The sequence below is a fragment of the Antiquaquibacter soli genome, from assembly GCF_030580675.1.
Taxonomy (GTDB): domain Bacteria; phylum Actinomycetota; class Actinomycetes; order Actinomycetales; family Microbacteriaceae; genus Rhodoglobus; species Rhodoglobus soli.
Genome location: NZ_JAUQUB010000001.1, coordinates 968,759 through 993,718, shown reverse-complemented (window position 1 = coordinate 993,718; position 24,960 = coordinate 968,759). Strand labels below are relative to the sequence as shown.

At 70.7% G+C, this 24,960-nt stretch carries 16 protein-coding genes; all 16 read right to left on the bottom strand.

Features of this window, described 5'->3' with window-relative positions:
- The 16 genes from Q5716_RS04845 to Q5716_RS04770 all read right to left on the bottom strand — a co-directional run bounded on the left by Q5716_RS04845 (position 1) and on the right by Q5716_RS04770 (position 24,958).
- Positions 1 to 1,344: a hypothetical protein gene (locus Q5716_RS04845; RefSeq protein ID WP_305001959.1), complete on the bottom strand. Its 1,344-nt coding sequence runs from the start codon at positions 1,342 to 1,344 to the stop codon at positions 1 to 3.
- A gap of 14 nt (positions 1,345 to 1,358) precedes the next feature.
- Complete coding sequence (locus tag Q5716_RS04840) at positions 1,359 to 1,916, bottom strand: 3'-5' exonuclease (RefSeq protein ID WP_305001958.1); 558 nt, start codon at positions 1,914 to 1,916, stop codon at positions 1,359 to 1,361.
- 9 nt (positions 1,917 to 1,925) lie between these two features.
- Positions 1,926 to 3,278, bottom strand: a complete 1,353-nt coding sequence (locus Q5716_RS04835; RefSeq protein ID WP_305001957.1) for a transaminase — start codon at positions 3,276 to 3,278, stop codon at positions 1,926 to 1,928.
- Positions 3,279 to 3,286: 8 nt separating this feature from the next.
- Entirely contained in the window at positions 3,287 to 4,090 is an 804-nt protein-coding gene (locus Q5716_RS04830; protein ID WP_305001956.1) for an ABC transporter permease, read from the bottom strand.
- The gene (locus Q5716_RS04825; RefSeq protein WP_305001955.1) at positions 4,087 to 5,001 is read right to left on the bottom strand and encodes an ABC transporter permease; all 915 of its coding nucleotides are present in this window, start codon (positions 4,999 to 5,001) and stop codon (positions 4,087 to 4,089) included. The genes Q5716_RS04830 and Q5716_RS04825 overlap by 4 nt, the downstream gene beginning before the upstream one ends.
- Positions 5,002 to 5,003: 2 nt before the next feature.
- Complete coding sequence (locus tag Q5716_RS04820) at positions 5,004 to 6,203, bottom strand: ABC transporter ATP-binding protein (RefSeq protein WP_305001954.1); 1,200 nt, start codon at positions 6,201 to 6,203, stop codon at positions 5,004 to 5,006.
- On the bottom strand, positions 6,203 to 7,417 hold the full coding sequence (locus Q5716_RS04815; RefSeq protein WP_305001953.1) for an ABC transporter substrate-binding protein: 1,215 nt from the start codon (positions 7,415 to 7,417) through the stop codon (positions 6,203 to 6,205). The genes Q5716_RS04820 and Q5716_RS04815 overlap by 1 nt, the downstream gene beginning before the upstream one ends.
- Positions 7,418 to 7,582: 165 nt before the next feature.
- Positions 7,583 to 10,351 (bottom strand): FtsK/SpoIIIE domain-containing protein, encoded by a 2,769-nt coding sequence (locus Q5716_RS04810; RefSeq protein ID WP_305001952.1) that lies wholly within the window; start codon positions 10,349 to 10,351, stop codon positions 7,583 to 7,585.
- An 88-nt stretch (positions 10,352 to 10,439) separates the two neighbouring features.
- Entirely contained in the window at positions 10,440 to 11,471 is a 1,032-nt protein-coding gene (locus Q5716_RS04805) for a zinc-ribbon domain-containing protein (protein WP_305001951.1), read from the bottom strand.
- Positions 11,472 to 11,480: 9 nt separating this feature from the next.
- Positions 11,481 to 13,760 (bottom strand): transglutaminase family protein, encoded by a 2,280-nt coding sequence (locus Q5716_RS04800; RefSeq protein WP_305001950.1) that lies wholly within the window; start codon positions 13,758 to 13,760, stop codon positions 11,481 to 11,483.
- The gene (locus tag Q5716_RS04795; RefSeq protein WP_305001949.1) at positions 13,757 to 15,133 is read right to left on the bottom strand and encodes a DUF58 domain-containing protein; all 1,377 of its coding nucleotides are present in this window, start codon (positions 15,131 to 15,133) and stop codon (positions 13,757 to 13,759) included. The genes Q5716_RS04800 and Q5716_RS04795 overlap by 4 nt, the downstream gene beginning before the upstream one ends.
- Positions 15,134 to 15,189: 56 nt before the next feature.
- Entirely contained in the window at positions 15,190 to 16,164 is a 975-nt protein-coding gene (locus tag Q5716_RS04790) for an AAA family ATPase (RefSeq protein WP_305001948.1), read from the bottom strand.
- A gap of 9 nt (positions 16,165 to 16,173) precedes the next feature.
- Positions 16,174 to 22,053, bottom strand: a complete 5,880-nt coding sequence (locus Q5716_RS04785; RefSeq protein WP_305001947.1) for an Ig-like domain-containing protein — start codon at positions 22,051 to 22,053, stop codon at positions 16,174 to 16,176.
- 10 nt (positions 22,054 to 22,063) lie between these two features.
- Positions 22,064 to 23,488: a serine/threonine-protein kinase gene (locus Q5716_RS04780; protein WP_305001946.1), complete on the bottom strand. Its 1,425-nt coding sequence runs from the start codon at positions 23,486 to 23,488 to the stop codon at positions 22,064 to 22,066.
- 115 nt (positions 23,489 to 23,603) lie between these two features.
- Positions 23,604 to 24,428 carry a PP2C family protein-serine/threonine phosphatase gene (locus Q5716_RS04775; protein ID WP_305001945.1) on the bottom strand — a complete coding sequence of 275 codons (825 nt, stop codon included), beginning with the start codon at positions 24,426 to 24,428 and terminating at the stop codon, positions 23,604 to 23,606.
- The gene (locus tag Q5716_RS04770; protein ID WP_305001944.1) at positions 24,425 to 24,958 is read right to left on the bottom strand and encodes an FHA domain-containing protein; all 534 of its coding nucleotides are present in this window, start codon (positions 24,956 to 24,958) and stop codon (positions 24,425 to 24,427) included. Before Q5716_RS04770 ends, Q5716_RS04775 begins: the two co-directional genes overlap by 4 nt.
- Positions 24,959 to 24,960 lie beyond the last annotated feature (2 nt).

Here is a 24,960-nt window from a genome sequence, read left to right as displayed (position 1 = left end):
TCAGTCGGCGGTGTAGCCGGCCTGCATGCCGTCGATGTACTCCTTGATCGTGGGCACGGCCACGAGCCGGTCCCGGAAGAACGTGTTGATGAGATTGACGACGCGCGCCTGGGCGGCCTCGACCGCGTCGGTGCGCTCCTGACCCGCCTCCTGGCCGTCGAGAGTGCGGCGCAATGTCAGAAGCGCGGCGACGATCTCCGTCTCCTCGTCGCCCTCGAGTGCGCGCGTCACCGAGAGGATGAGCTCGTCGGCCTGGGCCTGGACCGCGTCGATCGGGATGCCCGACCCCGGCTGCGTCGCATTCTGGAGGGTCACGATGAGCGACCACACCTGGTAGAGGATCGTCGCCGGCTCGTCGAAGAGCTCGCGCACGAAGGCCGCATCGACATGGCGGCCCGAGAGACGGAAGACGTTGTACATGCGCTTGGCGGCCTTGCCGTAGTTGAGGTGCTTGGTGAGGTACTTGCGCACCTCGCCCTCGAGCTTCTCGACGTACTCGTCGAGCGCGTCATCCGAGACGAACTTCGCGACCTTCGCGAAGACGGGCACGGAGTCGGCGTCGAGGTACACCTCCTGGAAGTACGCGTCGAGGTACCCGTCGAGCGGCACGATCTCGCCGTCCGGCCCCTCCCAGGTGACATCGATGACGTTGCTCGCGTTCGAGAGCTGCTTGCGCGCCGGGTCGGTGACGACCCAGTCGAGCTTGCACCAGCCCGGGTCTCGGGCGACCTCGTCCCAGAGCAGGATCGCCGTCGAGCCATCCGCCTTCTCCACCTCGAGCCGTCCCGCCTCGATGTCGGCGGCCGTCCACGTGATCGGGCTGCCGGCGTGGTTCGACCAGCCGTGCGCGGTGCAGTCGAACTCGTACGTGCCGAGCTTCGCCTCGAGGAACTGATAGGTGTCGCCGCTGAGAGTGGCGAGCACCTTCTCGCGCATCAGACGGGCGAGGATGCCGCACGCCTCGTCCCGCGTCGGGGCGATGATGTTGAGGCGCTGGAAGTAGTCGCAGTCGCCCGGGAAGCTCTGGATCTTCGACTGAGCGGCCGAGCCGGACAGGGCGAGCGCGCTCTCGGCGACCCCCTCGGGACCTGTCACCTCGACGATGGCGCCGATGCGCCGGAACCGCTCGAGGTCGCGCGGGCTGAAGTCGAGCATCGAGACCTTGTGACCGAACGTGCCGCTCTCGGCGTCGACGAGCACGACGTCGTCATCGGCCTGCGCGGCCGCGATCGCCGCGAGCCACTGCGTCGTGGCCTCCTCGTCGAGTTCGACCCCGAGCCGGCGGGCCGACTCGACAATGCGCTGGATGTCGTCCGTCGCCCCCGCGGGAGAAGCGTCGTTCATGGGCGGTCTGCCTCTCAGGTCTCGTCGCTGATCGCGGTCGTGTCGGCGAGGATCGCGCGGAACAGGGCGGCCTGATCGCGAGCGTCGCCGAGGGCGTTGTGGGACAGCCTAGACCCGCCGAGATAGCGCGGCGAGAGGTGCTTCATGCTCGTCTCCTGCCAGCTCGACCCCGTCTTGCCCATGAAATACGCCTTGATGTCGAGAGCGGAGTGGCCGAAGGGGTTGCGGCCGAGGAAGCGCTCGAAGTAGTCCGCGACGAACATCCAATCGAAGGAGGCGTTGAAGCCCACGAACACCGGTAGCTCGCCCGCGGGCGTGACCTCCGCGATCCACGCCGCGAACTCGCGCATGGCCGTCTCGGGGGCCTCCCCGTCCTCGGCGAGCTGCTCCATCGACAGCCCGGTGATCTCGAGCGCTCCCGGGGCGACGGCCTCGTGCTCGGGCATGAGCTCCACGTAGAAGCCGAGCTCGGGTCGGTCGATCGGGCACGCGCCGATCGAGAGCAGGGCGAAGCGGCTCGGCACCGGCCCCGCGGTCTCGACGTCGACGGAGATCAGGTACTCGCGGGGCATGGCACCACGCTAGCCGTACAGGCTGACGACGGCTTCGCGGAACGCCACCGTGTGTCGCTCGACGTCGGCCGCGGTCGTCGCCGGGCTCATGAGCGCCATGTTGTGGAAGGGGGTCATGAGCAGTCCCCGGTTGAGGGCGTGCAGGTGGAGGTACTGCTGCAGCTCGAAGTCGTCCGCGTCCGCCGCCTCGCGCCCCGTGCGCGGGGCGGTGGCCCGGAAGCTGTATTCGCTGCGCGCCCCGAGCTGGGTGACCTGCCACGGCACCTCGAACTCGTCGATCGCGGCCTGGACCCCGGCGGTCCACTCGGTGCTGCGGTCGATCATCCCCGTGAACGCGGCGGGGGTGAGCACCTCCGAGAGCGTCGCCCGGATTCCGGCGAGGGACAGAGCGTTGCCCGCGAGCGTGCCGCCCACTCCCCCGACGTCGATGTCCTCGAGATCGAGCGAGTCGCGCACACGGTCGGCGAACTCGCGCGTCATCCCGTACGCGCCGGCGGGGATGCCCCCGCCGATGCTCTTGCCGAGCACGACCGCATCCGGCTCGAGCCCGAGCTCGGCGATCATTCCGCCGGGTCCCGCGCTGAACGTGTGCGTCTCGTCGATGATGAGGATCGTGCCGTACCGGGAGCAGAGCTCCCGCACGGCCTCGTGGTAGCCCGGCTCCGGGAGCACGATTCCGATGTTGGTGAGGGCGGGCTCGATGAGCACGGCCGCGATCTCGCGGGTCGCGAGCGCGCGCTCGAGTGCGTCGACGTCGTTGAACTGAACGACCGAGGTCGTCTGGTCGAGCGGCACGGGGGCGCCGATGTTGCCGCGGCGCGCCACCACGTTGCCGTGCTCGTCGAGGGTCGCATAGGCCTCGTCGACCGTGCCGTGGTAGCTGTAGTCGTGCACGAGGATGCGCGGTCGGCGCGTCACCTGCCGGGCGTACCGGATGAGGCTGCGATTGGCATCCGTGGCGGAGAGCGAGAACTGCCACACGGGCACCCGGAAGCGCGAGCTCATGATCTCGGCGACGGCCGCGGCATCCTCGGTGGGCAGCATGAAGGTCGACCCGCGCGCGAGCTGGGCACTGATCGCGGCGACGGATGCTGCGGGAGCGTGTCCGCACATCGCCCCGGTGTCGCCGAGGCAGAGGTCGACGTGGTCGATGCCGTCGACGCACGTGAAGTGCGCCCCCGACGCCGACTCGACGTACACCGGCCACGGGCCGGGCCACTTCGCCATCCAGAGCATGGGCACGCCGTCGGGCATGTGGCGCTCGGCGCGCTCCCACTCGGCGTGCGACGCCGGTCGGGCTGCGCGGAATACGTCGAGTTCGGTCTCCCAGAGGGCGGCGAGCCGCCCGCGGTCCTCGTACATGGTGGTGCCTAACTGAGCTTGGCGAGCCTCTTGCGACGGGCCGCCTGGGTGGTCTGCGAGACGACGACGAGGATGATCGCGAGGAGGAACACGGCCGAGGCGATGACATTCGCCTCCGCGGGCACCCCGCGGGCGGCGGCCGTGTAGACGTACACCGGGAACGTCGTCACGGCGCCGTTGTTGAACCGCGTGATGATGAAGTCGTCGAAGCTCAGCGCGAACGAGAGCAGAGCGGCCGCGGTGATGCCCGGCAGCAGGAGCGGGAAGGTGATGCGCCAGAATACCTGGGCGCTCGAGCCGTAGAGATCGCGACCGGCCTCCTCGAGGGCCGGGTCCAGGCTCGCGACGCGGGCCTTGACCGTCACCACGACGAAGCTCAAGCAGAACAGGGTATGGGCGATGACGATCGTCACGAAGCCCTTGGGAACCCCGGCGGACAGGAACTGCGCCGCGAGCCCCGCACCGAGGACGATCTCGGGCGTCGCCATCGGCAGGAACAGCAGCAGGCTCACCGCCGAGCGGGCGCGGAACTTGTAGCGGGACAGCGCGAGCGCCATGAGCGTGCCGAGCGCGGTCGCTGCGACGGTCGCAGTGACGCCGACCAGGATGCTCGTGCCGAACGCCCCGCACACGCTCGCGTCCGCGCACACGTTGAGCCAGTTGTCCCACGTGAAGCCGACCCACACGATGTTCGACTTCACGGACGCGTTGAACGAGAACACGAACGTGTAGACGATCGGGACCAGGAGGAAGATGAGCGCGAGAGCGCTGTAGAGCGGCAGCAGCCATTTGCCGAGCGAGAACCGGGTCACAGCAGGTCCTCCGTTCCACTGCGCTTCACATAGATGCCGACGATGACGAGGATGAGGGCCATGAGGATGACCGACATCGCCGAAGCCGCCGGGTAGTTGAGCAGGTTGAGGAAGTTCGCCTCGATCGCGTTGCCGACCATCTGGGTCTGCGCCGAGCCGAGGAAGGTCGAGCTCGCGTTGATGAAGTCTCCGGATGCGGGAATGAACGTCAGCAGCGTGCCCGAGACGATGCCGGGCATCGACAGCGGCACCGTCACTTTCCAGAACGTCGTCGAGGGCTTCGCGTAGAGGTCCGCCCCCGCCTCCAGGTACCGGGTGTCGAGTCGCTCCAGGTTGGTGTAGATCGGGAGCGTCATGAAGGGGATGAAGTTGTACGTGAGACCGAAGATCACCGAGAACGCGGTGCCCGTGAGGTGTCCGTCGGGAGGCAGGATCGACAGCGCCTTGAGGGCGTGCACGAGGGGCGTGTCATCCGACATCAGCTGCTTCCAGGCGAGGGTGCGCAGCAGGAAGGAGATGAAGAACGGAGCGATCACGAGCGTCAGCATGAGGGCCTGCAGGAGAGGCCACTTCCGCGCGGTCACTCCGATGAAGTAGGCCAGCGGATAGCTGATGACGAGGGCGAAGAACGTCGCGACGAGCGCGTAGCCGAAGGCGCGCAGGAAGTGCGGCCAGTACTGCTCGATGACGGTCGCGTAGTTCTCGATCTTGAACGCCGTCTGGTACTGGCCCACGTCGCCGAACTCGACGGGGGCTTGCAGCGACGTCAGGATGAGCGAGACGAACGGGGTGAGGAAGAACAGCGCGAGGTAGGCGAGACCGGGCGCGAGGAGAACCCACGCGATCCAGCTCTTCTTGCGCGGAGCCTGCTCGACGGGGGCCGCGGACGACCCGAAGGCGGCGAATGCCATCGCTACGCCTCCTCGATCTCCGCGAGGAGCTCGTCCCGGGTCTGCACCGCGATCGTGCGCGTGTCCGTGTCGGACGCGAACTTCGGGCCGGGCTCGGGCTCGTCGAGCAGTCCGAAGCCGTGATCGACCGTCCAGGTCACCCACACCTCGGCACCCTCGTTGACGACCGGGCCGAAGACCATGTTCTGGGCGAACACCGACACGGGGCCGACGCCCGGGATGACGACCTGGTACTGGGTGCTCACGCCGCTGAACGAGACATCCGTGACGCGCCCCGGACCCAGGATGTTGAGCCCAGCGGCCTTCTTCGGGGCGGTCGTGTGGAGCAGGAGCTTCTCGGGGCGCACTCCGATCGTGACCTCGCCGGCGTGGCGCTGAGCGCGTTCCTTCGGCACCTCGAGCTTGACCCCCGCGACCTCGACGACGATCGTCGCTCCGCTCGACGAGGTCACCGTGCCGGTGAACAGGTTCGACTGGCCGAGGAAGTTCGCCACGAACGCCGTCTTCGGCAGCTCGTAGAGCTCCTCGGGGGCGCCCATCTGCTCGATCTCGCCCCTGTTCATGACCGCGACGGTGTCGGCCATCGTCATGGCCTCCTCCTGGTCGTGGGTGACGTGCAGGAACGTGAGGCCGACCTCGTTCTGGATGGTCTTGAGCTCGAGCTGCATCTGGCGGCGCAGCTTGAGGTCGAGTGCTCCGAGGGGCTCGTCGAGCAGAAGCAGAGCGGGCCGGTTCACGACCGCGCGGGCTAGGGCGACGCGCTGCTGCTGTCCGCCCGAGAGCTGCTGGGGCTTGCGCGAGGCGAGGTGGTCGAGCTCCACGAGCCGCAGCGCCTCGTGGGCCTTGCCCAGCGGGTCGCCGATGCGGCGGCGACGAAGTCCGAACGCGACGTTCTCGAGCACGGTCATGTGCGGGAAGAGGGCGTAGGACTGGAACACGGTGTTCACGGGACGCTTGAACGGCTTGACGTTCGTGACATCCTTGCCGCCGATCAGGATGCGACCGGCGGTCGGCTGCTCGAGTCCCGCGACGAGGCGCAACGTCGTCGTCTTCCCGCAGCCGGACGGGCCAAGGAGGGCGAAGAACGAGCCCGCCGGGATGGTGAGGTCGAGGTCCTCGATCGCCGTGAACCCGGGGAACCGCTTGGTGATCCCGACGAGCTCGAGATCGGCGCCGGCCTCGGCGAACGTGCCAGCGGCCATCAGGCCCCCAGCTCGACGCGCTGGAACTCCGCGTTGAAGGCCTGGTCGTCGGCCGAGCTGAGCGTCCGGAAGATGTGCGCGTTCGACAGCGTCTCCTCGTTCGGGAAGATCAGCTGGTTGTCGGCGAGCTCCGGGTAGACCTCGGCGGCGACCTCGGCGGCACCGACGACGGGGGTGATGTAGTTCACCCACGCCGCGACCTCCGCCGCGACCTCGGGCTCGTAGTAGTAGTTCATGAGGGTCTCGGCGTTCGTCTTGCGCGTCGAGCCCATCGGAACGACGAACGTGTCGCCCCACAGGGTGCCGCCGGAGTCGGGGAGCGCGAACTTGAAGCGCTCGTAGCCGACCTCTGCGTTGAGGACGGTGATGTCGCCCGACCAGCAGATACCGGCGACCGCGTCGCCGGCGATGAAGTCCTGCATGTACTCGTTGCCCTTGATGCCGAAGATCTGGCCGCTCGTGACGTGCTCCTCGAGAGTCGCGATCGCCTCCGAGTACTCGTCCATGCCCCAGTCCTCGGAGGAGATGTCGACGCCCTGGGCGAGCAGCAGGATGCCCATGGTGTCGCGCAGCTCGCTGAGCACGGTGACCTTGCCCTTGAGGTCGGCCTGCCAGAGGTCCTCGACCGACTCGAGTCCCTTCGGGAACGCCTCGGTGTCCCACGCGAGTCCGGCGAAGCCGTTCTGCCACGGGAGGGAGAGCTTGCGACCCGGGTCGAAGTCCGGGTTGAGGAGCGCCGGCGCGAGGTTGGCCTTGTTGGGGATGTTCGCCTCGTCGAGCTCCTGGACGTAGCCGAAGCGGATGAGTCGCGCGACCATCCACTCGGTGAGGCAGAAGGTGTCGTACCCGGGGTACTGGCCGAGGGCGAGCTGGTCCTTGATCGTGCCGTAGAACGTGTTGTTGTCGTCGACGTCGACGCGGTACTCGACGGCGATGCCCGACTGCTCCTCGAAGCGCTGGAGGGTCGGGTAGCCGCCCGCGTCGTCCTCGTCGAGGTACGCGGGCCAGTTGCCCCAGACGAGCGAGGGGTCGTTGGCGGAGTTGTCCTCGGCCGGGGTCGGCGCGGTCGAGCCTGCCGGGGCGCACGCGGCGAGCGCGAGGGCGCCCGCGCCGATCGCTCCGCCTTGGAGGAGATGCCGACGGCTGAGCTGCATCCGACGTGCCTGGAGCACGAGGTCGCGGATGATCGGGTCCTGGGGAAGTTGTCGAGACATGAGGGCAGCTCCTTCGGTTTCACGCGTTGTCGAAATCCTGGCACAGGAGCTCCGGCGGTCATACCCTTCACGGCCAAAAGGCACCGTTTGTAACAAGAATTTCACTGATTCAGTGCCTCGGCGGCGCAAATCGCTGCGGAATCCATGGTCTTGCGCGCGGTGCTCTCACGCGCGCCCTCGCCGCGGCAGAATCGCTCGACCGACCGATCCGTCGGGTCGCAGGCGCCAGCACGCACCGGGTTCCGCCGGAAGGGGTGGGGGCAGAGCTCGCGACCGGGTGAGGGCGCGCACGTCGGCGGGAGCGCAGCCCTCGAGAAGGATCTCGCTCGACGACCGGAGGGCACCGAGCGCGCCCCAGCGGGACTGCCACTCGTCGAGGTCGCCGACCACGGCGGTCCCCGCGAGGGGGCCGCCGTGCGCCGGAAGCCCGTCGACGCCGATCACGTGGAATCCTCCCGCGGCGAGTGAGGCGGCGACCGCGGCCGCTCGACCCGTCGCCACCGCGATCGGGCGCCCCGGGTCGAGTCGGTCCCACTCGACCGACCCGAGTACCGGGGCGGGCTCGGAGTGGACGACCTGGATGCGCTCCCCCCGGAACCGGCCGCGCCCGGGCGGACCCTCGAGGACGGCCGTCGACGTCTCGCCGCCGGCGAGCAGCCAGTCCTGCTTCGACGAGTGCCGCAGGAGCAGCCGCGACGGCACGAGCGCCGCCACGGACGCGAGCTCGCCGACGAGCCGCTGCGCAGCCACGACGACGGTGATTCCGTGCGCCGCCCCCTCCCGGAGGACGCGCGACAGCAGGTCCACCCACGCGAGGCGGTGCTCCCCCGAGAATCTCGGCACGAGGGCGTCGATGTCGTCGATCGCGAGGACCACGGGACCGCTCAGCCGCCCGGCGTCCATGTCGGCCACGAGTTGACAGACGGCGTCCCACGCTCCGGCCGGTTCGCTCGGCACCACCGCCTCCGCGACCGCGGAGAGCGCGGTGGACCGCCCGCTGCGGGGCGCCCCCAGGATGAGGAGGTGGCCGTCAGTGCGCGGATCGAAGGCGGCGGCAGCGCGCCGCTGCTCCTCCGGCAGGTCGAGGAGTCCGAGCGGGATGCCTGCAACCGGCCCGAGCTCGGAGGCGAGGACGCGCGCCGGGAGCGGGTCGCACCACGGCCGTCGAGGCGGCGGCGACCCCGCCCACCGGTCGACGACGGCGCGGGCATCCTCGACCGCGGCGATCGCGACCTGGACGGTGCGCGGCTCCCCGCCGGCCGTGATGATCGCCCGCCCCCGCGCCTCGGGCGCGAGCTCGGACGCGGCGGGCGACCCGACGACGGCCGTGCTGTCGGCCGCATTGTTCACCCGCAGGGAGATGCGCAGGTCCGCATTGGCGAGGACGCCGTCGCGAACCGCCGAGGCGGGGCGCTGCGTGCACAGTACGAGGTGGACGCCGAGGGACCGACCGCGCGCGGCGATATCGCCGAACAAGGCGTGCAGGTCGGGATGCTCGGCGAGCATCGCCGCGAACTCGTCGACGACGATGACGAGTCGGGGCAGCGCCGTGTCCTCGATCGAGCGGCCGCCGGCGAGCGCGATCTCGCGCTCGCGGTAGCGCAACTCCGCCCGCAGGCTCGCAAGCGCTCGCTCGGCCTGCGCCGCGTCGAGGTCCGTGATGATTCCGACGGTGTGCGGAAGGCCGGCGAGGGGCGCGAACGCCGATCCGCCCTTGAAGTCGACGAGCAGCACGCTCACGCGCTCGGGTGAATGGGCGGCCGCCATCGCGATCACCCAGGACACCAAGAGCTCGCTCTTGCCACTGCCCGTCGTGCCCCCGACGACCGCGTGCGGCCCGTCGGCCACGAGGTCGACGGCGACAGGACCCTCGGCGCCGACACCGATGACGCAGCGCAGCGACGGGAACGCGGTCGGCTCGGGCGGCCCGAGCAGACCCGAGAGAGCCACCGCGTCCGGCAGCGCGCTCTCGACGGGGGCGAGGCCCGCCGCGCGGGCGTCGAAGGCCGCGGCCCGCGCCCACTCCGCCGCATCCAGTCTCGACAGGAACGCGGGGACGACCTCGCGCCGGTGGGACCGGTGGGGGTGGGCGACGAGCCGCCCCGGCGACCCGCTCGAGACAGCCAGCACGACGCGGCACGAGGGAGGCAGCTGCGCCTCCGTCGCCGCCGCGGCGATCACCACCACCGGGACCGGGGAGCCCCGGCGCCCGAACTCCACGGTGAACCCCGTCGCCGTACCGCTCCGGAGCGAGTGCGGCAGCGCGTCGAGCCACGAGGACTCCTCCCCGGGCCGGGACACCCTGACCCACCATTCCTGGGGCGGCAGCGCTCGGGCGCACTGGACGATCAGTCCGCGCACCGCGCTCATCACCGACCGACGGGGACCGCACACCCCGATGCCGAGCAGAGCGTCGACGATGACCGGTCCCTCGAACGCCGCAGCCGACTCGACCAGCTCACGCAGTCGCGAGAGCACCGACTCGTCCCCCTCGCGCGGTACTGGATCGAGCTCGAGCGCGCTCGGCACGCGGCCGACGCCGACCGAGACGCCGAGAGGGCCGTCGGCGTACCGCCACCGGCCCCGATCGGTCGACGGGGCAGCGACGAGGAGGGCCCCGTGGGGCGCCGCCTCCTCGAGCGCCGCGCGTTCCTGGGCGTGCGCGGAGGAGATCTCCCGCGCGAGGCGCTCGCCGTCACGACGGAAGCGGTCGAGCTCGCGGGACCGCGAGCGGCGGCCCGACCACCTCTGATCGACGAGGGTCGCGACGGCTGTCACCGGTCCGAGTGCCGCGAACACGAGGGCGAATACCGACCCGGTGAGGGCCCAGATGGCGACGGAGACGACGACGGGGGCGATGACGGCGACGACGGGGAACCGCCACGGCGGCGGCGGGCTCGGCGGGACGGGGAGGGCGAGGCGATCGGCGGGCACGCAATCAGCCTGATCCGCCGCGCTGCGGCAGCCGGAGCATCCGGCCATCTCGGTGGAGTGCGCGCGGACGGCGCGAGGTGGGGAGGAGTCAGCTCACGACGAAGAACTGCTCGCCGATGTCGACGCGGGTTCCGCGGGCGATCCGGTAGCGCTTGCCCGGTTCGCAGCGTCTGCTCGGGCGATCCGGCTCGCGCACGATGGTGCCGTTCCCCGAGTAGCGATCGCTCACCCAGAAGGATCCGCCGTCCTGCCCGAACTCCAAGTGGGTCTTCGAGACGGACTTTCCGGGGTCGGAGATCGTGACGAGAGCGTCGAAGTACTCCCCCGGCTCGGGCATCGGGTTGCGACCGAGGAGACCCGCTCCGGTGACCGTCACGCTCTCGCCGGTCGAGAACTGCAGCACGAACCTGTCGGCGCGAGCGCCGGGCGCGACGAGTCGCGTGTCGTCGTCGAGGTCCGGATGCTCAGCCGCCGGGGCCGGCTCGGGCGACGGAACCTGCTCGACGCGGGGCGCCGACGGTGCGACCGGCTCGGGCGCCACGGGCCGCGGCGCGACCGCCGGCGCGCTCCCCCACGGGAACGGATCAAGCACCGCCGTGTCGCGGGGCCGCGAAGCGGGGCTGCGCACGAAGCCGCACTCGCCGCAGAAGATGTCGGACGCCGACAGCAGCGCGCCGCACTGCGCGCACCAGCCGGCGCCTCGACCCTGAGCCTCGGCTGCGTCGGCGTACGGGTCCGGCTCGGCGGGAGCGGGAGGAGGAGCAGGAGCGGCGGTCGGAGGAGGAGTGGAGGGCTCGAGGGGAGCGGGAGCATCGGCCGGGTCATCCAGTCGAGCCGCCGGGGCGGCGACCACGGCGGGGAGCGAGGAGTCCGAGTCGGCACCGAGGTCGTCCCACTCCGCCGTGACCGTGAGCGGCTCGCGCGCGGTCGGGATCGGGGCGACGAGCTCCTCGGCGGCAGTCTCGGATGCCGCCTCACGACCGGTCTGCTCCGCCCCCCGCGGCTCCGGTGGAGCGCTCGTCGAGACCGGCGGGGCCGGACGCGCGGAGACGGGCCGACCGCACTCGCCGCAGAACAGTGCACCGGCGGGCAGCTCCGTCGCGCAGTTCGAGCAGATCACGAGGTCCTTCTATCGCCGGAAGAGCTTGCTGACACTATAACCACCGAGCGAACGCAGCGAGATGCGGGCCTTCACACGCTGCCAGCGCGTGCGCCCGGCATCGAGAGACCCGCGCAGCTCGTCGACGGCGCGCCACACGCTGTCCGCGTCGCTCGGCGCCGGGTCGTCGGGCGAGAACATCGCGCGGTCGGCGACGGCGGCGAGCACGGCTGCCTGCACTCCCCCGGCGATCGATGCGACCTCGCTGCGCGTGGCCGTCGCGGATGGACTGAGGCCGTGGTCGACGACCGAGTCCTCGAACTCCTGCCATCCGCCGTGGATGCGCTCGAGTGCGGTCGGGGCCCGGCGGCGCAGCCTGCGCCGCCGCAGCTTCGCCGCGACGATCACGAGGAACGGCGCCAGCAGGATCGCGATCACCACGAGCGACCACCCGATGACGCGCAGCACGGCGAGGAGTACCTGGAGCACCGGGTTGAGGTCCGGCGGGAGTTCCTGCTCCGAATCAGGCGTCGACTGCCGGTCCAGGTTCTCGGATTCGACGACCGGCGGCGGCACGATGGTGGGGGGCCGGGCGACCTGCGAGTTCTCCTCCGGGAGCTCCTCCGGGATCTCGCGGAACGGCGGGTTGGGGTCGACCGCCACCCAGCCGTACTGGGCGGTGTTGACCTCGATCCACGCGACGACGTCCGAACCGGTGATCTCGGCGTCGTCGCTCTCGAACCCGACGACGACCCGCGACGGGAAGCCGAGCTCGCGGGCCATGAGCGCCGCCGCGACCGCGTACTGCTCGCCGTCGCCGATCATGCGCGGGCCGCTCACGAGCTCGGCGATACGGTCGGCGGCGTGGCCGGAGCGGCTCGGCGGCTCGTCCTCGCCGACTCCGTGGCTGATGTATCCCTCCGCCGCGAGTCCCTGCAGCATGGCGACGAGCCGCGCTCCCGCGCCCTCGACGCCCGTGACATAGCCGTCGAGGGTCGCCTGAAGCTCCTCCGGCACCGATTGCGCCGCGGGGACGTCGGCGGTACCGGGCGAGACGGACTCGAGCTGGGACTCGGCGGGCTCGACCGGTTCGATGGCCGAGATGCGGTAGGAGTCGCCCGGGTGGAGTCCGCCGAGTATCGCGGCCGTGCCTGTGGTGGCGTTGAAGTAGAACGCGTTGCGGCGGTCCGTCGCGGTCGCGCCGTCGAACTGGACCGATTCGAGGGCGCCGAGGGTCGGCATCCACACCCCCGCGTAGTCGCCGACCGACACGGCGAGCTCGACGGGGTCCCCGTCGACGCCCGACTGGTCCACGGTCGAGGGCACCCTCGTGAACGAGCCCGACTCGCTCGAGACCTCAGCCGATCCGACCGAGAAGACGACGCCGTCGTACGTGTCCATCGTCGCGAGCCGGATGCGCTCGCCCACCCCCGACTGCGACACGGTGAAGAGCACCGCATCGAGCGTGGGCTCCCGCCAGTAGCCTCGGAATCCGGCGAGCGGGCTCACATACGCGCGCGGATCGAACGGCTGCTCGACAGCGCTGCGCAGCACCGTGCGGTCCTGCACGGGGGGAACGGCGTTGGCCGCGACGACGGCCGCCCCCGCGGAGAGGGCGAGGATGAGCACGGCGCCGATCGCCGTGCGAAGGCCCGCCGCCGAGTCGCGACCAGGCCGCGGCTCCGCGGTCGGCGAGAGGAGGAGCCGGATGGCCGCCCGGCGGCGGCGCCAGCGGAACCAGACGAGCCAGAGCAGCACGGAGACGAGGAGCGCGATCGGAGTCACGATCGCGCGGACCGGCTCGTCCGGACCGAGCGCGAGCGCGACGAGGTAGAGCACGACCGGCGAGAGCACGGCGAGTTCGGGGATCCGGCTGCGCAGCGCGATCGACAGCCCGACGACGGTCAGGACGAGTACGAGCACGAGTGCCGGCACGAGCAAGGCCTCGTAGTCCCCGACGGGGAGCGAGATGGTGAGCAGCTGCTTCCAGCCCAGCGCGACTCCGGCGACGAGGTCCTGAAGCCCCTGCACCGTGGGCAGCACGCCCCACTGCGCTTCCGAGGGAACGGCGGCCGGCACCCCGACGATCCCGAAGACGACGGTCGTGGCGATCATGACCGCCCACGCGGGCCAGCGCCACGCCGCCCCCGCGATCGCGACGGCCGAGCCCGCCACGAGACCGACCGCGATCACGATGAGGATGCCCGTGCCCTCATAGATCGGCCAGAGCGCGAGGGACGCGATCGCCATCGTGACCCAGAGGAACGCCGTCGCGACGACCGTCGTCGCGACCGAGGGACGCGGGCTCACGAGCTCGCCGATCGCGCCAAGGCCTTCTGGAGGTCGTCGAGGTAGCCGATCGTGAGGACGCTGAGCCCCGCGACGCGGCGCAGACCCGGCGTGGTCTCCGGATCGCACACGACGGCGACGACCTCGACCCCCGCCGGGAACTTCGTCGACGCCGCCCGCAGCTCCTGAGGGGTCACGCCCGACCCGCACACGAGGAAGGCGACGGATGCCCCGGCCGCCTGCTCGCCCGTGACCCGGGCGACGTCGGTGATGGCGAGCGCCGACTCGGCGCGGTCCACCACGGCGAGGTCGTCGAGCAGTCGGGCGCGGGACAGGGTGGAGAGCACGCGCACGGCGAACAGCTTCCGCTTGGCGAACTGCGGCGTGGCCTCGCCGACGACGACGGTGAGGCTGCGGGCATCCTTGATGGCGCGGCTGCCGAGGGAGCCTGCGACGCTCACTGCGAGCTCGAACTCCGCGTCGTCGGCGTAGTCGCCCGCGGCGAGGCTCAGGGCGATCACGAGGTGGCTGCGCCGGGTCTCCTCGAACTGGCGCACCATGTAGGTGCCCGTGCGGGCGCTCGACTTCCAGTGGATGTACCGGCGGTCGTCGCCGGGCACGTACTCGCGCAACGCGTGGAACGAGACGTCGTTCGTCGAGAGATCCCTCGTCGGATTGCCCTCGAGGTCGCGGATGAGACCGGTGCTCATGCTCGGGATGCCGATCGTCACGGGGTGCACGACGAGCTCGAGAGCGCCGGGCCACGTGATCTCGCGCCGCACGAGACCGACGGGATCGGCTCGGACGGCCCGCACCGGCCCGACCGGCACGATGCCGCGCCTCGCGCTGGGGATGGCGAAGGACCGGGCATCCGTCGCCCCCGCGCCGAGCCCCGGCACCACGAGCTCGACGATGCCGGCGCCGACGGGGACCTCGACGGTCGCACCGAGCGAGCGGCGGCGCGCGGGGTTGACGGCGACGATCTCGCCCTCGGCCTCCTCCCCCACGACCACGCGGTTGTGCGGGAGGGCGAGCCGGATCTGCAGCGGCGAGCGCCCGACGAGGTAGACGACTGCGATCAGCAGGAGCGCGAGGAGGGCCCAGCCCGCGACGACGAGCTCGAGGATGCCCAGCCCGTAGCCGAATCCGAGGGAGACAGGCACCGCGATCACTGCCGTCCAGCCGAGCGGGGTGACAACGGCGGCGACGCGGCCGAACACTCGCGACAGCACCGCGCGGACCGCCGTGGCGAGCCGCACGAGAGCGATGATCGCATCCGCGAGGAACCCGGTGCGGTCGCCCACGATGCGGGTGCGGGCGTTGGTGAGCCCTCGTGAGCCGGTCGTGAACTGGGTGTCGAACCTCGCGCTGACGGTCGTTTGCGAGCGCGCCACCGGCCGCGTCGACCCGGTGGGTCGCGCGGGGGGCGGAGTGCTCGCAGTCGCCACCGCTACTGCACCGCTTGGCGCTCGCTCGGCGGCGGGGTCTCGATGAGGATCTGGCTCATGATGCTCGATGCGGTGACCCCGTCGAACTCGGCCTCCGGGTCGATGATGAGGCGGTGGGCGAGCACGGGCTCGGCGAGCGCCTTCACGTCGTCCGGGATGACGTAGTGGCGTCCGCTCGCCGCGGCGAGCGTCTTCGCGGTGCGGATGAGCGCGAGGGCGCCGCGCACGCTCGCCCCGAGCCGGACCTCGCCGGCCGTGCGGGTCGACTCGACGAGCCGGCTGACGTAGTCGTGGATGGTCGGGTCGACGTGCACGGTGCGGGCGAGCTGCGCCATCTCCACGACGACGTCCGCGGTCACGATCGGGGGCAGCACGTGCTCGTGCGACCGCACGGCGGAGCCCTCGAGAATGCGCAGGGTCGACGCGTGATCGGGATACCCGATCGACGCCTTCATTATGAAGCGGTCGAGCTGCGCCTCGGGCAGCCGGTACGTGCCCGCCTGCTCGATCGGGTTCTGGGTGGCGATGACCATGAACGGCTCGGCGACCTCGTGGCTCACGCCGTCGACGGTCACATGGTTCTCCTCCATGACCTCGAGAAGAGCCGACTGGGTCTTGGGGCTCGCTCGGTTGATCTCGTCGGCGAGCACGATGTTCGCGAAGACGGGACCTCGGTGGAACTCGAACTCGGCCTTGCCCTGGTCGTAGATGCTCACGCCCGTGATGTCGCCGGGCAGGAGGTCGGGAGTGAACTGGATGCGCGTGGTCGTGCCCGCGACGGACTGCGCCATCGCGCGCGCGAAGGACGTCTTGCCGGTGCCCGGGTAGTCCTCGAGCAGCAGGTGGCCCTCGCTCAGCAGCGCGGTGAACCCGAGCCGGATGACGAAGGTCTTGCCCAGGAGTACCTGGTCGACGTTCGCCACGAGGCGGTTGAAGATGTCGGAGAACCAGGTGGCCTGTTCCGCGGTCATGGTCATGGTGTTCCCCTAGTCGTAGTCGAATCCGTTGTAGCTGACGTCGTAGACCTGCCCGCCGTTCGCGATCACGCGGATCGTCAGGTAGGGGGTCTGCGAGGGCACCGCGTCGACGTGGCACGTCGGACTCGGTCCCGTGATAGTCGTGAAGCTCCCCGCGCCCGGCGCAGTGCCGCACGCGACCTGCACGTCCTGGTACTCCCCCGTCGGCCAGCCGCTGAAGGAGAAGGTACCGGAGTTGAAGGGGTCATCGGGATCGTCCTGCACGAAGAGGATTCCCGAGGCCCGAGGATCGACCGGCACGCCGAGCGTGAACGGCGCCGACGCGGTGTCCTGGCAGAGCTCCTGTCCCGAGTACGTGCGGCACGCGCGAACGGTGACCGAGATCGTCGTCCCGTACTGGAGCTGCTCGGCCGCGAGGAACCCGCCGAGCGACACCGGTCCCTGCTCGCTTCCGCCGTTGACGCGGTAGTAGAGGAAGAAGTCCGCCGTGAAGGGCGTGCCGCCCATGTCGGCGCTCGCGAGGGTGAAGTCGTACACCTCGCCGTTCGCGCTCGGCGGGTTGGCGCTCAGCGCTGTGATCACGCCGGGCTTGGTCTGGGCGAGCACGGAGGGGCTCGCCGTGCAGCCCTGCGAGTTCACCGCGAACACGACGAAGGAGTACTCGGCGTTCGCGGCGAGCCCGGAGAACGTCGCCGACGTCGCGGTGCCGGTGTTCTGGATGGTGGCTCCCCCGCCGGAGACCGTGCCATCCGGAGCGCACGTCGGCACGCTCCCGGTGTAGGCGGCGGCGGAGTAGGCGGTGATCGGCCGGCCGTTGTCGGAGAACGCCCCCGGCCAGGAGAGCGAGATCTGCGTATCGCTGAGCGCCGTCGCGAGGGGGGCCGAGGCCGCGATCGGCGGTCCAGCGGGGGTCGCCTGCCCACTGGAGGAGTTCCACGTCGCGAGCGGTCCGTAGGCCTCGTTCCGGGCGCTCACGCTGTAGTTCGTGGCCACCCCGTTCGCGAGGGAGCCGTCGACGATATCGGTGGAGCAGACCGCCGCCGAGCATCCGACGCTCGCACTCACGCCGCCCGCGGTCACGACGTACGACGACACCCCCGACCCGTTCGTCGGGGTGGGGACGCGATCCCACGAGATGCGCAGTCCGTGGTCGAGGGGCTGGGCGCTGAGCCCCGTCGGGGCGGCGGGGATGACATCCGACCAGATCTGCTCGCCGAAGGTCACCGGGTCCGATTCGCCGATCGCGTTGATGGCGACCACGGTCACCCGCACCGCGTTGCCGGAGCCGTTGCCGGGGGTCGGGATGGTGCACGTCGTGCCGGGGCACAGGGTCGACCCGGTGGTAGCGCCCGCGGCGGTCGTCGTCACTCGGTAGCCGGTGATGGGCGAGTTGTTGAACTGTCCGGCGTTCCAGCGCATCGTGAGCTGCTGATCGCCGAAGCCCGAGGGCGACAGGTTGGTGATCGGATCGGGCCGGTCCTGCACGGAGATGGTGATCGTCCCCCAGGCGAACCGCGCCGGATCATCCGTGGCGTCGGCGACCTGGTACTGGAAGCGGACGTCCCCGGGAGAGGCCGTCGTCGCGACGGTGACGGCGAGGCTCGAGTTGTCAGCACTCGGCTCGACAGAGATGCCGGGGGGCAGGCTCGCACCGTCGATGCCCCGGATGTCGACGACCCGCAATGGCTGGCCCGGGAACGGGTTGGTCGCGAGGTCGTTGGCGAGCACGTCGACGGTCGTACTGGCGCCGCGGCGTGCGACGGCGGTGTCCGCAGCGGGGCGGACGAGAGGGCGAGTGGATGACACGATCCGCAACTCGATCCGCCCCGCCTTGCCCTCCACGAGGTCGTCGCGCACCCCCAGGGTCATCGACGTCGTCGATCCCTTCACCGAGCTCTCGTCGGCGCGCAGGGTGAGCGTGCTGCCGTTGAGGGCGTACGTGAACCCCGTCGGGAGCGGAGTGAGGACCGAGTAGGCGAGTTCGTCGAGATCGTCCGGATAGGGGTAGTTCGTGAGTCGGAGGAGGTCGATGACCTTCTCCTGGCCCGGCTCGAAGTCGAGCACGGCGCCGCCGAATGCGGGCGGCTGGTTGTCGCGCGGGAGCACTGTGATCGGCAGCACGAGGGTCGCCGTGCGTCCCTCGGGGTCGCTCGCGGACACCCCGTCGGTCACCTCGAACGAGATCGACGCGGGCCCGAAGTACTTCTCCGCCGACGTGAACACGAGCGTCTCGGAGTCGAGAACGAGGTCGGCGCCATTGGCATGCGTCGCCTGCACGGTGCTCGAGTCGGTGAGCTGGACACGCTTGCCGCCGACGGCGATCACGTAGTCGTTGAGGTCGATGACGAGCTCGTCCTCGCTCGTCACGCGCAGCGCGGGCGCTCGGCGGTCGAGCTGCGGGAGCGCGTCGTCGAACCCGGGAACGCGGATGAACCCGTAGCTGAACACCGAGGAGTCCTCCGGGTGCGTCACCTTGAAGGGGATGATCTGGCTCCGGTCGGCGATCGTGACCTCGATGCGCTTGTTCGAGGTGACCCGGGCGGCGTCGCCGTACCCCGGATAGACGGACAGGCCGAGGGTGCGCGGGTCACCGTCGGCGAAGAACACGTTCGCGAGCACGTCGACGACGACCGTGTCACGATCGAGGATGTCGGAGAGCGTGAGCACGCTGTCCGAGGCGATCGGGTACGCGAGCGGGGCATCCTCGCTCACCGTCACCCGGATGAAGTTCTGGCTCGACCCGCCCGAGTCGTTCTCGATCGAGTAGATGACCCCGTAGTTGCCCGGCTCGCGCGGCGGCGTGACGCGCACGACGTCGCCCACGATCTCGGCTGTCGTCTCCGTGTCGTTCGGCTCGGCGGAGACGATCGTGAGGGGGCTGCCGTCCGGGTCGGAGTCGTTGGCGAGCACCTGCACCGAGACCGTCACCCCGGGACGCACCGTGACCTCGTCGACGATCGCGACCGGGTTGCGGGCTCCATCGAGCCGGGGGCTGATCCCCACTCGGATCGTTCCGGTGGCGCGGGCGCCGAGCGAGTCGATGACGGTGTAGCTGAACGTGTCCGTGCCGGCGGAGTAGTCGCCCGCCTGGTAGACGATGGTGTCGGCGGTGGTCTCGACGACCGCGCCCTTGTCGGGATTGCTCGACTGGCCGAGCAACTGCACCGAGTCCCCGTCGGGATCGATGCCGGTGAGCGGGATGCGGATGCGCACGGTCTCGCCCGCGAGTACCCGCGCGGTCACCGTGCTCGGCACCGGCGGATTGTTCGTGGCCGCGTCGGCCTCCCGCACGGCGATGCGGACGAGGGCAGTCGCCGCCTGACCGTCCGGCCCCGTCACCTGGTAGGCGGCGGTGAAGTTGCCCGTGCGATTCGGCGCGAGGTAGCGCAACTGCGCGCCTGAGGCGAACAGCAGGCCCGAGTCATCCGGGAGCTCCTGGGCGAGCGCGGGCTGCAGGGTCAGCGCGAGCCCGTCGGGATGCTCGTCGTTGCGCAGCACCGGGATGTCGATCGCCTCGCCCACGCGCACGGTCACGGAGTCGTCCTCGGCGATGGGCGGCTGGATGCGGGAGGGGGTGGGGATCTCGATGACGGTGATGACGCCCTCGGCCTCGGCCAGCCCGTTGCTGATGCGGTAGTTGAACGTCACGGGCCCGTTGTCGAGCGGGGCCTCGAGGCTCACGCGCACGAGGCGCTGCTCGAGCACCTCCGCGCGCACGCCCGAGCCCTCGGGGAGGTTCATGATTCCCGTGACGAGGAGCACCCCTCCGGCGGGATCGACGTCCGTGCCCGCGACGTCGATCCGCTCGTTGCGGAGCGTCTGCACGAAGACCGTCTTGGGCACCGTGATCGGTTTCGTGTTCGCGTCCGGCGGCGCAGAGACGTCGATGCGGACGACACCCGTCGCGGTCTGCGTCCCGTCCGTGACGACGTACTCGAGATAGTGGCTGCGCACCTCGTCGCTCACGAAGCGGAACGTGCCGGCCTCGTAGCTCGGCGTGACCGTGAAACCGGCGCGCGACGGAACGCTGTTGAGACGGACGCTGCCCGATCCCCCGCGCACGTGCTCGAGCGGCGAGACGGTGATCTCCTCGCCCGCGTAGGCCTGCAGGACGAAGGGATCCGGGATGATCGGCACGTCGCCGACCCCGCGCACCGTCACCGAGAGCGTCCCGGACGCCTGCGCCGTCCCGTCCGAGACGACGAGCGTGACGAGCTTGAGATCGCCGCCCTCCCCGGAGTCGGAGAACACGACCGTGCCGCCGGGCTTGTAGGTGACGGAGTCGGGGGCGGCGATCGTCGCGCTCGTCAGGTAGAACGCGTCACCGTCGGGGTCCACCCAGTCCCCGAGGACGTCGGTGGAGACGCGGCCGCCGGTCTGCACGGTGGCCGTCGTGGTGCGGACCTGCTCCGGTGGTCCGTTCTGGTCGGCGGTGCGGATGCTCACCGTCACCGTCGCGGACGCGGAGCCTCCTCGACCGTCCGTGATCGTGTAGCCGAAGCTCACTTGGCCGCTGGCCTGCGGCGACAGCGTGAGCTGGATCTGCTGGCGCTGCGTGATGAGATCGATCCGGCCGATCGACTCGTCGAGCGGGGTGAGGGAGTCGATCACGAGCACGTCCCCGTTGGGGTCGTAGTCGTTGAGGAGCACCGGCAGCACGGTCGATCGCCCCGGCCGGGCACCGAACGCGTCGTCGACGGCGACGGGGGGCTGCTGCACCTTCTCGACCTCGGTGGGGACGTCCTCCTCGGGCTGCTCGTCGGGGGCGTCCTCGTCGTCGGGCGCGATGAGGTCGTCCCAGTTGTCGATGAGCTCGCCCTCGCGCTGCACGGCCCAGGTCTCGCCGGAGCGCGAATCGTTGAGCACGGCCCGCGAGCCGTTGGAGACGAAGGCGAGGCTCGCGGTCGCCCCGACGGAGTCGAGCGCGAGGGTCGTGCCGTCGGACGGATCCCCCGCGCAGCGGCGCCACGACTGCCCCGAGGTCCACGCGGCGTACTCGCAGCCCTCGAGCACGAGAGGCGCCGCCGCCAGACCGGACGTGCCCGTCGCGAGTTCGACGGGCGAGCCGCCGTCCAGCGGGATGCCGAGGAGACCGCCGGAGTAGCCGAGGAGCACGCGCGAGCCGTCCGTGCTGGGCTGCTGGAGCCGGGCATCCGCCCCGGTTGCAATCGTGCCGCTCAGGTCGGTCGCGCCGCCTTCGGTATAGAGAACGCGCTCCACGGGGTCGAAGACGACCCAGCGCCCGCCCACCGAGGTGATCGACAGGCCGACGCCGTCGCCCGCGAAGGACACTGCGGAACTCGAGGGGGCGGACGCCGGGCTCCGGGTGTCGAGTCGGTAGAGCAGGCCGGCGGTCGGCGCGAAGGCCACGAGCAGTCCGGACGGGTCGACGCTCACCACAGCATCGCTTCCGAGGCTCAGGGTGGACGGCGACTGGGAATCGAACGACTCGAGCTCGGAGACCGGGATGACCCAGAGCTCCCCCGTGCCCGCCTCGAACACGACGACCGTGTCACCGGCGAGCCGCACCTCGGGCTGGTTGGGCGGCAGGGCCACGGACTCGAGGGACTCCGACTTCGCCGGATCGATGATCTCGATGCGCGCCTCGGTCCGGTCGACGAGGAGCACGGATGCGCCCTCCTGGAGCACCTCGAGGTCGTTCCCCGTCGTCGGCACGACCGAGTTGAGCTCGAGCACCTCGGTGTTGGCGCGGCCGATCGCCTGCTGGCCGTTGTTGGCGACCCACACCGATCCGTCGCCGAGGTCGAGTCGCTGAGCGGTGTAGCCCGTCGACGCGATCGCGACGCCGGCGATGAGCGCAGCGATGACCGTGCCGCTCGTCGCGCTCGCAACGAGGGATCGGTGGGCCGACAGCCACTGCCGGATCATCGCGTCGCCATCACTCGGGGACGTCCGCGCACTTCTCGGCGCTGCGCTCGCCTACCCGGCCCTCTCGGTTGACGGCGACCGAGATGCACACCCGGTCGCCGGGCTCCGCGTCGACCACGAAGCTCGCCTCGCGCTGCTGGACCGCGGGCGAGCCGTCGCTCGGCGACACCTGGTACGTGTCGCCCGCGCCGAGGCCGGGGTCGTTCCACGTGAATTCGACGGTGTCGTCCACCACTCGAGCAGCGATGTCGGAGACGGTGGGGATGTCGGTGGACCCCGCCCGGATGAGGACGAGCGTCGCGAGGGCCCCGAGGGCGACGACGAGCACCGCGGCCCCGACGACCGCCCACGCGAGCAGCCGCATCCCCCGCCCCGGACCGCGAGGCTGGGTCTGCGCGCTTCGCGACCCGACGGGGTCCTCCTTGACGATGGTGCCCACCGAGCTGTAGCCCTGATCTGCTCCGCGACGACGCCGACGCCGCTGCGAGACGGACCCGCGCGAGCTCGACCCCCCGCGGATCACCGTCCGGTCCTCGAGGTCGGCCACCGTGGCCGCCGCCCACTCGTCGACCGCGATCTCGACGGGGGTCTGAGGCACGCCGATCTCGCTCTCGACCGACTGGAGCTCGTGGACCAGCTCGAGGACGCTCGACTGGCGGCTCTCGGGGCGGCGGGACATCGACCGCTGGAGGATGCGCTCGAGGCTAGCCGGCACGTCGCTGCGGTCGATCGGCTGCGGCTTGGCCCGGTTGATCCGTGAGATGAGGTCGGTCGAGGTGTTGGACTGGCCGGGCACCTCGAACGGCGAGCGACCGGCGAGGAGCGAGTAGACGGTCGCCCCGAATGCCCACACCTCGGAGGCGATCGTGCCGGCGGTCTCGTCCATGAGGACCTCGGGAGCCGACCACGGGATCGACATTCCGACCGCCTCGCGGTCGCCGGTCTCGCTGAGCGTCGCGGCGATGCCGAAGTCCGACAGCACCGGGTGGCCGTAGGCCGTCAGCAGGATGTTGGACGGCTTGATGTCGCGGTGCAGCACTCCCGCGCGGTGGGCGGTCTCGATCGCGCTGCCGATCTTCACCGCGATGCGCAGCACCTCGGCGACCGGGATGCGCTCGCTGCGGTAGCGCTGGCTGAGGGCGGCGGAGCACAGCTCCATCACGAGGTAGGGTCGGCCGTCCGACGAGACGCTCGCCTGGTAGACCGTGAGGATCGAGGGATGGGCGCTGAGCTGCGCCATGAGGTTCGCCTCGGCCTGGAACATCTGCCGCACCTGGTCGTTGACGACCTCGCTGAGCATCACCTTGACGGCGACCTGGCGCCTCGGCATGTTCTGCTCGTAGAGGAAGACGTCCGCGAACCCGCCCGACCCGAGGATGTGGACGTGCGAGAACCCGGCCAGGGTCGGCGGCGGAGAAGGTAGCCTGCGCGCCACGAACACCCCCTCGGTCTCTCGACGTTTCCGATCATTGTAGGCGGGCAAACTGAGCGGGGCAGGGCGGCGTCCCCCCTCGCCGACCCCCAGTTGTGGGCGAGCGTTCAGCGGGCGTTCAGCGAGCGCCGCGCGGTTCCGTGTCCTCGATCTCCAGGGCGGCCGGAGCGTCGACGACATCGACGACGACGGTCGTGACATTGTCCCGACCACCCGCGGCGAGCGCGGCGTCGACGAGCGCGCCCGCGGTCTCCGCGCTCGACAACCCGGCAGCGAGGTGCAGGCGGAGGCGATCCTCGCCGACCTCCTTCGTGAGGCCGTCGGAGCAGATGAGCAACCGCACCCCCGCTCGCACCGGCACCATCCGGTAGTCGGCGATGGGGACAGCACCGAACCCGACGGCGCGGGTGATGATGTTGCTGTCCGGGTGGTGCTCGGCCTCCTCCTTGGTGAGGGCGCCGGCATCCACGAGCTCCTGCACGACCGAGTGGTCGGTGGTCACTTGAACGAGCTCGTTCCGCTCGAACGCGTACACGCGGCTGTCCCCGACGTTGAACACCGCGAAGTAGGGGTCGTCGTCGACGAGGACGAGCACGGCGCCCGTGACGGTCGTGCCGACGCCGAGCTCGCTGTCCCCGGCGATCTCGACGATGTCCTCGGTCGCGGCGGCGAGCCCGCGCTCGAGCTGCGTGATCGTGCCGAAATCGCCCGTGACCGACTCGGCGAGCCGCTCGACGACGGCGGCGCTCGCCAGGTCGCCGGCGGAGTGCCCGCCCATCCCGTCCGCGACCGCGAAGAGGGGCGGCGCGACCACGTAGCTGTCCTCGTTGCCCGCTCGCCGACGACCGCGGTCGGTGAGGGCCGCCCACGACAGCACGACGTCTCCGTCGCGCCCGGGGACCGGGATCCGATGCGTGAGGCCGTCTCGGCCGAGTTCGCTCACGGCTGCCTTCCAGATGAGTGCATGGGCAGGATCTGCAGGATGGTGTCGTCGCCGATGTCGACGAGCGTGCCGGGCGACACTACCATCGACTCCCCCTGGCGCAATGCGACCGGCGCGCGACCGGGAACCATCACGAGGGAGCCGTTCGTCGAGCGCAGGTCGGTGACGATGACAGACGCCCCGAGCTGACGCACCTCGAGGTGGGTCGCGGAGACCTCGCGCCCGGGCGAGGCGACGCGGACGAGCCGCGGCACGTCGCCTCTGACCACGCGCGGCGGCGTCGGGTTGCGCCCGACGAGCACGGGGGCGTCGAGCGCGATCGGGTCGGACTGCAGCCCGACCCGCAGCGAGTAGGTGCCTCGCGGCGGGGGCGCCGGGTCGACGGGATCCGCGGGCGCGCGGTCCTCGGCCGACACATCGTGGGGATGCGACGGCCGCGGTGTGATGACGGTGTCCTCGGTGTCGGGGAGCGCCGCGGTGGGGGCCGGCCGCGGGGGGACTCGAACCGTGTCGTCGAGGTCCGCACCCATAG

Coding starts and splice junctions, on each gene's coding strand:
- Q5716_RS04790 (WP_305001948.1), bottom strand. CDS start 16,164: ATGACCATGACCGCGGAACAGGCCACCTGGTTCTCCGACATCTTCAAC.
- Q5716_RS04770 (WP_305001944.1), bottom strand. CDS start 24,958: ATGGGTGCGGACCTCGACGACACGGTTCGAGTCCCCCCGCGGCCGGCC.
- Q5716_RS04845 (WP_305001959.1), bottom strand. CDS start 1,344: ATGAACGACGCTTCTCCCGCGGGGGCGACGGACGACATCCAGCGCATT.
- Q5716_RS04840 (WP_305001958.1), bottom strand. CDS start 1,916: ATGCCCCGCGAGTACCTGATCTCCGTCGACGTCGAGACCGCGGGGCCG.
- Q5716_RS04785 (WP_305001947.1), bottom strand. CDS start 22,053: ATGATCCGGCAGTGGCTGTCGGCCCACCGATCCCTCGTTGCGAGCGCG.
- Q5716_RS04825 (WP_305001955.1), bottom strand. CDS start 5,001: ATGGCATTCGCCGCCTTCGGGTCGTCCGCGGCCCCCGTCGAGCAGGCT.
- Q5716_RS04815 (WP_305001953.1), bottom strand. CDS start 7,417: ATGTCTCGACAACTTCCCCAGGACCCGATCATCCGCGACCTCGTGCTC.
- Q5716_RS04820 (WP_305001954.1), bottom strand. CDS start 6,203: ATGGCCGCTGGCACGTTCGCCGAGGCCGGCGCCGATCTCGAGCTCGTC.
- Q5716_RS04835 (WP_305001957.1), bottom strand. CDS start 3,278: ATGTACGAGGACCGCGGGCGGCTCGCCGCCCTCTGGGAGACCGAACTC.